9 protein-coding genes are annotated in these 9,972 nt (G+C 58.4%); 2 read left to right on the top strand and 7 right to left on the bottom strand.

The window, feature by feature from the left end:
- Window positions 1–2: 2 nt before the first annotated feature.
- The 7 genes from argR to acs all read right to left on the bottom strand — a co-directional run bounded on the left by argR (window position 3) and on the right by acs (window position 8,164).
- Entirely contained in the window at window positions 3–983 is a 981-nt protein-coding gene (gene argR, locus ACIOWE_RS26080; RefSeq protein ID WP_103304065.1) for a transcriptional regulator ArgR, read from the bottom strand.
- Between the two features lie 246 nt (window positions 984–1,229).
- Complete coding sequence (locus ACIOWE_RS26075; protein WP_003227281.1) at window positions 1,230–1,994, bottom strand: ABC transporter ATP-binding protein; 765 nt, start codon at window positions 1,992–1,994, stop codon at window positions 1,230–1,232.
- 27 nt (window positions 1,995–2,021) lie between these two features.
- Entirely contained in the window at window positions 2,022–3,134 is a 1,113-nt protein-coding gene (locus ACIOWE_RS26070; protein WP_401397486.1) for a succinylglutamate desuccinylase/aspartoacylase family protein, read from the bottom strand.
- A gap of 1 nt (window position 3,135) precedes the next feature.
- The gene (locus tag ACIOWE_RS26065) at window positions 3,136–3,834 is read right to left on the bottom strand and encodes an ABC transporter permease (RefSeq protein WP_103304063.1); all 699 of its coding nucleotides are present in this window, start codon (window positions 3,832–3,834) and stop codon (window positions 3,136–3,138) included.
- The gene (locus tag ACIOWE_RS26060; protein WP_201149067.1) at window positions 3,831–4,520 is read right to left on the bottom strand and encodes an ABC transporter permease; all 690 of its coding nucleotides are present in this window, start codon (window positions 4,518–4,520) and stop codon (window positions 3,831–3,833) included. The genes ACIOWE_RS26065 and ACIOWE_RS26060 overlap by 4 nt, the downstream gene beginning before the upstream one ends.
- 91 nt (window positions 4,521–4,611) lie before the next feature.
- Complete coding sequence (locus tag ACIOWE_RS26055; RefSeq protein WP_103304061.1) at window positions 4,612–5,388, bottom strand: ABC transporter substrate-binding protein; 777 nt, start codon at window positions 5,386–5,388, stop codon at window positions 4,612–4,614.
- An 820-nt stretch (window positions 5,389–6,208) separates the two neighbouring features.
- Entirely contained in the window at window positions 6,209–8,164 is a 1,956-nt protein-coding gene (gene acs / locus ACIOWE_RS26050) for an acetate--CoA ligase (RefSeq protein ID WP_401397483.1), read from the bottom strand.
- 475 nt (window positions 8,165–8,639) lie between these two features.
- Here acs and ACIOWE_RS26045 point away from each other — a divergent pair, with 475 nt between their 5' ends.
- Together ACIOWE_RS26045 and ACIOWE_RS26040 are read left to right on the top strand one after the other, a co-directional pair.
- Entirely contained in the window at window positions 8,640–8,900 is a 261-nt protein-coding gene (locus ACIOWE_RS26045; protein WP_096818120.1) for a DUF2790 domain-containing protein, read from the top strand.
- A gap of 563 nt (window positions 8,901–9,463) precedes the next feature.
- Window positions 9,464–9,972 (top strand): ribonucleotide-diphosphate reductase subunit beta (locus ACIOWE_RS26040; RefSeq protein ID WP_401397480.1); only part of this gene is annotated, 509 nt, incomplete at its 3' end.

The following is a 9,972-nucleotide window of genomic DNA, read 5'->3' as shown; positions in this document are numbered from 1 at the left end:
CCTCAGCCGCGCTCGGGCGGTACCGACGACAATTCGAACGGACTGCTGCTGCGCCGCTGGTTGCGATCTTCCCGCGGCGTGGCACCGAAGAAGTTGCGGTAGGCGCTGGAGAAGTGCGGCCCCGAGGAGAAGCCGCACGACAGGCCGATCTGGATGATCGACTTGCTGGTTTGCATCAACATCTGCCGGGCCTTGTTCAGGCGCAACTCCAGGTAGTACTGGCTCGGCACACGGTTGAGGTATTGCTTGAAGATCCGCTCCAGCTGCCGACGGGACACGCAGACATGCTGGGCGATTTCGTCGGTAGTCAGCGGTTCTTCGATGTTGGCTTCCATCAGCAACACGGCTTGCGTCAGTTTCGGATGACTGGAGCCGAGGCGGTTCTGCAACGGAATACGCTGACGCTCGCCGCCTTCACGGATGCGCTCGACCACCAGTTCTTCCGAAACCGCACCGGCCAGTTCGGCGCCGTGATCGCGGGCCAGCACCGCCAGCAATAGATCAAGCACCGACATGCCGCCGCACGCGGTCAGGCGATCACGGTCCCAGTCGAACAGATGGCTGGTGGCGATGACTTTCGGGAAGCGTTCAGCAAAATCGTCCTGCCAGCGCCAGTGCACGGCAGCGCGGTAACCGTCGAGCAACCCCAGTTGCGCCAAGGGATACACGCCGGCAGACAGACCACCGATCACGCAACCGGCGCGCACCAGTTGCTTGAGCGCGCTGCTCAGTGGCGAGGCCAGTGCGGTCGGCGGCTCATCGGCGAGCAGGAACAGTTTCTGGAAGTTTTCCAGCTTGCCGGCCCACGGTTCACCGGGCAATTGCCAGGCGCCTTCGACGGGCGGTTCGGCCTGCAGGAACGACAGTTCGTAAACCACATCCGGGTGCACCCGCTGCGCAACACGCAAGGCCTCCTCCGCCAGCGCCAAAGTCAGAGCTTTAGTGCTGGGCCAAATCAGGAAACCAATTCGATGGGCAGTCATGGGCGGGTGATCCGAAGCGAAGAACGATGATGAAGGCATGGGCCAATGCTAGCCCGGAAATGAACACAAATCTCAAAGCCGACGCAGATCCCTTGTGGGAGCTGGCTTGCCAGCGATGGCAGTGTATCTGTACCAGAAATGTCATCTGGCCCACCGCTATCGCTGGCAAGCCAGCTCCCACAGGGATTGTAGCCAGCCATCAGGCTGCGAAGCATGCACTATTCCGGTGCATATCGGCAGCTCTGTTTACTTAAGGCTGCCCGAGAGGAATTGCTGCAGACGCTCCGATTGCGGATTGACCAGCACTTCGCGCGGGTTGCCGCTTTCTTCAACAACGCCTTTGTGCAGGAACACCAACTGGTTCGACACTTCACGGGCAAAACCCATTTCGTGAGTCACCACAACCATGGTGCGACCTTCCTGGGCCAGCGCTTGCATCACCTTCAGCACGTCGCCAACCAGTTCCGGGTCAAGCGCCGAAGTCGGCTCGTCGAACAGCATCACCTCAGGTTCCATCGCCAGCGCCCGGGCAATCGCCACACGCTGCTGCTCGCCACCGGACATGTGCCCCGGGAATGCATCTTTGCGATGGGCCACACCGACCTTGTTCAGGTAGTGCTCGGCTTTCTCACGGGCTTCAGCCTTGGACACGCCCAGCACGTGAACCGGCGCTTCCATGATGTTTTCCAGCGCGGTCATGTGCGACCACAGGTTGAAATGCTGGAACACCATCGACAGGCGCGAACGCATGCGTTGCAGCTGTTTCGGATCAGCGGCTTTCAGCGCGCCGTCCTTGTTCGCGACGAGTTTCAGCTCTTCGTTGTTGAGCAGGATCTTGCCCGCGTGCGGCTGCTCAAGCAGGTTGATGCAACGCAGGAAAGTACTTTTGCCGGAGCCACTGGAGCCGATGATGCTGATCACATCGCCGGCTGCCGCTTTCAGGGAAACACCCTTGAGCACTTCGTGACTGCCATAGCGTTTATGCAGGTCTTGGACTTCAAGTTTGTACATGCGGTCGGTTCTCACAAAAACAGTCAGTCAGTCGTTGAGCAAGCGCCCGTGACGCAGCGCTTCGCGCCCCGCCACCTTGGCCAGCCAGAAACCGGGTTGGGCATAGCGCAGCCGTTCAATGGCAAACAGCACCCCGGACGTACCAGCACATACCGTGCTGACCCGATCGGACACAGGGTCGATCACTTCAAAAATCTCGGCACCGGCCTCGACCCATTCGCCGGGCTTACGCAGAAAACTCACCACGCCCGGGTGCGGCGCGAACAGCAATTCGGTGCCTTCGAACGGCATGCCTTCGCACGGCTCGTGAGCCGCATTCGGCCACTCGCCAGTGATCAGGCCTTGCTCGGCAAGAAACGCCAGAATGCCTTCAGCATACGCCTCGGCATCAGCGCGGCCAGTGTCGGCCTGACCGCCCAGCTCGATGGTCGTCGCCAGGCACGCCAGTGGAATCTGCGCATCCGGGAATTGCCGCGACAGACGCAGCCACGGCAGCGAGCAAGCCTCGTCAAAGGAGCTGCCACCGGAATCTTCCGCCAGCAGACCAACCTTCACATTCAGATGCGCCGCCAGCGAACGCCACTGCGGCCAGTGCTGCGGCAGCGCATACATGTGCAGCGCGGCTTCAGCATCGCAGTGCAAGTCGAGCACCACGTCGGCGTTACAGGCGTGGCTCAGCAGCACACGCTGCATGCCTTGCAACTGGCTGCTCGCCTCGGGCAATGCCGCCAGATGATCAGCCATCGCCTGACGGATCAGACGAATGTTGGCGTGTGCATCATCACCAAGACTGTCGGCCAACGCCGCCGCAACCGGCGCGCTCAGCTCAACGAAATCACGGTTGAAATTCTTGCCGCTGCCCGCCTCGAAACGACCCTGGAAATTACCTTGCAGCAATTGCCCAAGACCCAACGGGTTGGCCACCGGCACCAGCTCGACGACACCGTTGAGTTGGCCGTTGGCTTCGAGTTCGCCAAGGCGCTTTTTCAGCTCCCAGGCGGTCCGCATACCCGGCAATTCGTCAGCGTGCAGGCTGGCCTGAATGTAGGCCTTGCGCTCGCCACTGCCGAATCGGAAAACCGAAACCTTGCGCTCGCTGCCCAGATGGCTCCACGGTAAAACGTGGTCGATGCGTTCCATATCAGTGCTTCCGCGGGGCCAGGTAGCTCAACCAGCGCCGCTCGGCCAGCTTGAACAGCTTGACCAGAATGAAGGTCAGGCACAGGTAGAACACGCCAGCGGTGATGTACGCCTCGAACGGCAGATAGAACTGCGCGTTGACGGTACGTGCTGCACCGGTGATGTCGATCAGGGTCACGATGGACGCCAGACTGGTGGTCTGCAGCATCATGATCACTTCGTTGCTGTACTGCGGCAGTGCCCGGCGCAGGGCCGATGGCAGCAGGATGCGCTTGTACAGTTTGAAGCGCGACATGCCCATGGCCTTGGCCGCTTCGATCTCACCGTTCGGCGTGGCTTTGAGGCTGCCGGCGATGATTTCAGCGGTGTAGGCGCTGGTGTTGATCGCGAAGGCCAGGCACGCACAGAACGTTGCGCTGGACAGCCACGGCCAGAGGAAGCTTTCGCGTACCGCTTCGAACTGCGCCAGACCGTAGTAGATCAGGAACAGTTGCACCAGCATCGGCGTGCCGCGAATCACGTAGGTGTAGAGCCACGCGGCGCCATTGACGATCGGGTTCTTCGAGACGCGCATCAGCCCCAGAGGCAGTGCCCCCAGCAGACCGAAAAACAGCGACAGTGCGAGCAATTTGAGGGTGGTCACCAAGCCGCCGAGGTACAGCGGCAGAGCCTCCCAAATGACGTTGTAGTCGAAGATCATAGATCAGCCGCCCTTACGCCTACCGAGTAGCGCTTCTCAAGTTGACGCAGGATCAGCAACGACACGCTGGTAATCACCAGGTACATCGCCGCCACTGCGAGGAAGAAGGTAAAAGGCTCGCGAGTGGCATCCGCCGCCTGCTTGGCCTTGAACATCATGTCTTGCAGACCGACCACGGAAATCAGCGCGGTGGCCTTGGTCAGTACCAGCCAGTTGTTGGTGAAGCCGGGAATCGCCAGGCGAATCATCTGCGGCACCATCACCCGGAAGAACACCTGAAAACTGCTCATGCCGTACGCCATGCCGGCTTCGGCCTGGCCCTTGGGGATCGCCATGAACGCGCCACGGAAGGTTTCCGACAGGTACGCACCGAAGATGAAACCGAGGGTGCCGATACCGGCGGCCAGCGGGTTCAGGTCGATGTAATCGTTGAAGCCGAGCAATGGCGCCACACGGTTGAGCAAGTCCTGACCGCCGTAGAAGATCAGCAGGATCAGCACCAGATCGGGAATCCCGCGGATCACCGTGGAATACAGATCGCCCAGCCACGCCAGCCAACGCACTGGCGACAGGCGCAGCGCGACACCGATCAGCCCGAGAACGATGGCCAGAGCCATGGACGACAAGGCGAGCTGAAGCGTCAGCCATGCGCCATCGAGGATGACAGCCCCGTAGCCTTTCAACATGATTCAGGTCCTCGAAAGTTGGGATGAAAAAATGGCGCAAACCGCAGAGATCCTGTTGCTTGCGCCATTTCGGACTTGTCGCAGAGACGTGTTACTTGCCGTAGATATCGAAAGCGAAGTATTTGTCCTGGATTGCTTTGTATTTGCCGTTTTCGCGGATGGCCGCGATGGCTGCGTTGATCTTGTCTTTCAGGGCGTCGCCCTTACGCACCGCGATGCCTACGCCGTCGCCGAAGTATTTGACGTCGGTGAACTGTGGACCCACGAAGGCGAAGCCTTTGCCGGAATCGGTGTTCAGGAAGCCGTCTTGCAGCAGGGTGGCGTCAGCCACGGTACCGTCGAGGCGACCAGCGGCCACGTCGAGGTAGATTTCGTTCTGCGAGCCGTATGGCTTGATCTCGGCGCCCAGTGGGGCGAGGACTTCGCGGGCGAAACGCTCGTGGATCGAACCACGTTGTACGCCGATGTTCTTGCCCTTCAGCTCGCTCAGGTTTTCGCTGACCTGAGTGCCGGCCTTCATGACCAGACGCGCCGGGGTGTTGTAGTACTTGTTGGTGAAGTCGACAGACTTCTTGCGATCTTCAGTGATCGACATGGACGACAGGATCGCGTCGATCTTGCGCACTTTCAGTGCCGGGATCAGACCGTCGAACTCTTGCTCGACCCACACACACTTGACCTGCATCTGCTCGCACAGGGCGTTGCCGATGTCATAGTCGAAACCGACGATGCTGCCATCCGGCGCTTTCGAGGCGAACGGAGGGTAAGCCGCTTCGATACCGATCTTCAGAGGTTTTTCATCAGCGAAGGAATTCAGCGACAGCACAGAGGACAGTGCCAGGGCGCCAAGCAGCACAAGTTTCTTCATCTTGGGACTCCATCGGTAAAGGGCAAAAACGGCAGAGTGAGCGACAGCCCAATATGCGAATGGGTGAATCGGGAAATCGGTTGCTGCATCTGTGGGAAATTTCCCATTGAAACCCTAGGAGGTTTCAACGTCAGCCACGATGAGCGAGTGATCGGCATTCTAACGACAGGCCCGAAGCCGATATTTCTTCAATGCGACAACTAATTACAGATGCACAGAGAAAGCGACTTAGGCGCATTGACAGCCTTGCAAATTCATGCAAGAGCGAAAGACAGTGAACCGATCTATGCTGCAAATTGCGGGCCTATTATTCGCAAACCCTTCTAATCCGGCAAGCGCAGCGTTGTGTCTTATTTTTCACCGGAGCTTTTGAGGCTCTAAAACGGGGCGATGCGTTTCCCTTCGCCCCGGTTTGGCGCGGGCGGTTACACATTCGGTTACGTGGAAGGTACGAGGTAACAGCGGGAAATGTCTTACGGCGCAGATCGATAATTATTGGTTGGGTGGTTTCGGTTTCTGACAGTGGACTGCATCGGCGCCTTACAGATTGCTATCGCTGGCAAGCCAGCTCCCACAGAGATTTGCGCCGGAGCCGAAATCTCCGACACACCCCAAAACCTGTGGGAGCTAGCCTGCTAGCGATGAAGCCAGTCCAGCCAACCCAAATTTGCGCATTAACTGAAATCCCCGAAACACCTCAAACCCTGTGGGAGCTGGCTTGCCAGCGATGAGGCCCATCCAGTCACTACAAAACCAACAGACACAAAAAGCCCCGTCCGGCCTACACCGAACGGGGCTTTTCAGCACTTCAACCTGCTACTTAAGCAACATTCATCGTCTTGTGCGTATCAATCAAATGCTGCACCACACCCGGATCCGCCAGGGTCGAGATATCCCCCAAACCGTCGTACTCCGCCGTAGCGATCTTGCGCAGAATGCGCCGCATGATCTTGCCCGAACGAGTCTTCGGCAGCCCCGGTGCCCACTGGATCACGTCCGGCGAAGCAATCGGCCCGATCTCTTTACGCACCCAGTTTTTCAGTTCCAGACGCAGTTGCTCGCTCGGCTCTTCGCCATTCTTCAGCGTGACGTAGACATAAATGCCCTGCCCCTTGATGTCATGCGGCACCCCAACCACCGCCGCCTCGGCGACTTTCGGGTGCGCAACCATCGCACTTTCGATCTCGGCCGTACCCATACGGTGTCCGGACACGTTGAGCACGTCATCGACACGCCCAGTGATCCAGTAGTAACCATCGGCATCACGACGCGCGCCGTCACCGGTGAAGTACATGCCGCGGAAGGTCTTGAAGTAGGTATCGACGAAGCGGTCATGGTCGCCATACAGCGTGCGCGCCTGGCCCGGCCACGAATCGAGAATCACCAGATTGCCTTCAGCCTCGCCCTCGATGATGTTACCGAGGTTGTCGACCAGCGCCGGCACCACACCGAAGAACGGACGCGCCGCCGAACCCGGCTTCAGCGCATGAGCACCCGGCAACGGGCTCATCATGTTGCCGCCGGTTTCGGTCTGCCACCAGGTATCGACGATCGGGCAACGCGACTTGCCGACATTCTTGTAGTACCAGTCCCACGCTTCCGGGTTGATCGGCTCGCCCACCGAACCAAGCAGACGCAGGCTGCTGCCGTCAGCGCCTTCAACCGCCGCCTGACCCGAGGCCATCATCGCGCGGATCGCGGTCGGTGCGGTGTAGAGGATGTTGACCTTGTGCTTGTCGACGATCTTCGCCACCCGGGTGATGTCCGGATAGTTCGGCACGCCTTCGAACAGCAGCGTAGTCGCGCCATTGGCCAGCGGGCCGTAGACGATGTAACTGTGGCCAGTGACCCAACCAACGTCGGCGGTGCACCAGTAAACTTCACCTGGACGGTAGTCGAACACGCGCTCGTGGGTCATCGCCGCATACAGCAGATAACCACCAGTGGTGTGCTGCACGCCCTTAGGCTTACCGGTCGAGCCGGAGGTATAAAGGATGAACAACGCTTCTTCCGCGCCCATCTCTTTCGGCGCGCAGACGGTGCCCGCCACTTTCATCAGGTCTTCGTACCAGATGTCGCGATGCTGGTTCCACTTGATGTCGCCACCAGTGCGCTTGCAGACGATGACTTTCTGGATGCTGCTGGTTTCCGGGTTGGTCAGTGCGTCGTCGACGTTGGCCTTGAGGGAAATCTTCTTGCCGGCGCGGATGCCTTCGTCAGCAGTGATCACCACTTTCGATTTGCAGTCGATGATGCGACCGGCCAGGGCTTCCGGCGAGAAACCGCCGAACACCACCGAGTGAATCGCGCCGATCCGGGTGCAGGCCAGCATGGCGACCACGGCTTCGGGAATCATCGGCATATAAATGGTCACCACGTCGCCACGGTGTACGTCCTGACCACGCAGGGCGTTGGCCAGTTTGCACACTTGCTCGTGCAGTTCGCGGTAAGTGATGTTACGGCTCTCGGAAGGATCGTCACCTTCCCAGATGATTGCGACTTGATCGCCGCGCTCGGCCAGATGGCGGTCGAGGCAGTTGTAGGAAACGTTCAGAGTACCGTCGGCAAACCATTTGATATCGACATGGTGATCGTCGAACGAAGTCTGTTTCACCGTGGTGAAAGGCTTGATCCAGTCGAGACGCTGAGCTTGCTCACGCCAGAAGCCGTCAGGGTTGACGACCGACTGTTGGTACATGGCTTTGTAGGTCGCCTCGTCAGTCAGCGTGTTAGCCAGAACCTCGGGACGAACGGGATACAGAGAAGCCGCACTCATCTTTCCTACCTCGGTGTAATAGTTGTTTTTGTATGACCCTGTTGTAACGGGGCCGGGCCCATAGAACCATTCGACGATGGTAGTAACAAGCCCCTACAAAACATCCAGACTTCTCCAGACTGCCCCGCGAATACCAATCCCGAATATCACGCAACCCCTGTGGGAGCTGGCTTGCCAGCGATTCAGACAACTCGGTTTCCCAGACAAATTGCATCCCCAGCAAACCGACTCTCACACCCTATCGACCGATTGTTACCAAATCTGCCAAAGGTGTTTATCAAAACCCGCTCTGTTTACCCCCACCCCACCTCCCTAAAATCCACCTCGCCGACAAGGCAAACGCGATTAACAACGTTACAGCCCCCACGAAGGCCGTTAATCCAGCTCTCAAGTAATAACTGCAAACGATGAAGTTCCACACGCAACCCTAAAAAGGTTGCGTGACCCCACTCGACCTCAAAAAGGTAAATTTGAAATGAAAGCTTTATTGGTTCTGGCCCTCAGCAGTCTGTGCGCAACCGCCATGGCAGACGAGGTCCCGACTGATGTCGCACAGCAACAACCGGTGATCGAGGAATACACTTACTCCACTCACCTGGACATCGCCAACGTTGTATCGATGAGCGAAGTTCCAAATGTCTGCGAAGTTGTTCCGATGAAAATGGAATACGACGACTCCACAGGCCAGCGTCACATCCTGCGTTATAGCGTCATGGGTAACGGCTGCACCAATTGATGCGTTGAGACTGCACCGAATTGGATCTCTCAGCGCTTCATTGAGGGTCAATTCCAGCCCGACTTCGGTCGGGCTCAGTTGTGTCTGGAGTCGTGCAAAAGGCTTGCAAAACACAAGATATAGTGAAAAACGCGGTTTTTTGCTCATTTCTTGAACAACCAAAGCCCCGCTAAAAAATTAATCAAAAAAAATTCTCAGACGCCAACATCGGCGAAAGCCCTGTAAACCCTCGCTCCGACTGAAATCCCCTTCCTGATCGACCGCCCTGTGCTGATTCGCCTCCCCCACGCGCGTGTTTTTTTCCCTATAATGCCGCCCTAATCGGGACAGCAATATTCCCTTACAGGGATGAACAGCCAATCTGAAGCCCCGCAGCAGCGTTCAACGCGAGCTGCGCCCGTCAGAGGCTCTCGGAACCCCGAACAAAATTCTGTTTTATTGCCTGCCTTAGCTGCTGCAAAAAACGATTCCTTAAGATCCAACGCGGTCTGTACGACCGTGTGAAAAACCAGACAATCAGGTTTCACACGGGCGACAGGCCCTCACGCAGGAGACGACACGTCATGCTGAGCTGGGACGAATTCGACAAAGAAGACAGTGAAGTAGCAGCAGTGAAAGGCGCCAACGCCGGCCACGCTACTGAAGCCAACATGGACCGCCTCGACAACGCCGGCGGTGCCGCGGCACTCGAAGCCCGCGCCGTCACCGCCGCCGACTCGGCCGCTGTCGCCCGCGCCAAGGCTGCACTGAACTCCCTCGACGTCGCCGAAGGCCTCGCCGAACTCGAAGGCGCCTCCGCCCGTGTCGCCGTTGACGAAAAGCGCATGATCAACTGCCGCGCCGACCTCAACCAACTCGTGCCATTCAAGTACGACTGGGCCTGGCAGAAGTATCTGGACGGTTGCGCAAACCACTGGATGCCGCAAGAAGTCAACATGACCGCCGACATCGCCCTCTGGAAAGACCCGGAAGGCCTGACCGACGACGAGCGCCGCATCGTCATGCGCAACCTCGGCTTCTTCTCCACCGCCGACTCCCTGGTTGACATCAACCTGGTACTGGCCGTGTACCG

The organism is Pseudomonas sp. NPDC087598 (assembly GCF_044743525.1).
Lineage (GTDB): Bacteria > Pseudomonadota > Gammaproteobacteria > Pseudomonadales > Pseudomonadaceae > Aquipseudomonas.
This window is presented reverse-complemented; position numbering and strand designations above follow the sequence as displayed.

Excerpts from the sequence above, each read along its gene's own strand:
- ACIOWE_RS26055 (WP_103304061.1), bottom strand. The coding sequence starts at position 5,388 with ATGAAGAAACTTGTGCTGCTTGGCGCCCTGGCACTGTCCTCTGTGCTG.
- ACIOWE_RS26070 (WP_401397486.1), bottom strand. The coding sequence starts at position 3,134 with ATGGAACGCATCGACCACGTTTTACCGTGGAGCCATCTGGGCAGCGAG.
- acs (WP_401397483.1), bottom strand. The coding sequence starts at position 8,164 with ATGAGTGCGGCTTCTCTGTATCCCGTTCGTCCCGAGGTTCTGGCTAAC.
- argR (WP_103304065.1), bottom strand. The coding sequence starts at position 983 with ATGACTGCCCATCGAATTGGTTTCCTGATTTGGCCCAGCACTAAAGCT.
- ACIOWE_RS26045 (WP_096818120.1), top strand. The coding sequence starts at position 8,640 with ATGAAAGCTTTATTGGTTCTGGCCCTCAGCAGTCTGTGCGCAACCGCC.
- ACIOWE_RS26060 (WP_201149067.1), bottom strand. The coding sequence starts at position 4,520 with ATGTTGAAAGGCTACGGGGCTGTCATCCTCGATGGCGCATGGCTGACG.
- ACIOWE_RS26065 (WP_103304063.1), bottom strand. The coding sequence starts at position 3,834 with ATGATCTTCGACTACAACGTCATTTGGGAGGCTCTGCCGCTGTACCTC.
- ACIOWE_RS26075 (WP_003227281.1), bottom strand. The coding sequence starts at position 1,994 with ATGTACAAACTTGAAGTCCAAGACCTGCATAAACGCTATGGCAGTCAC.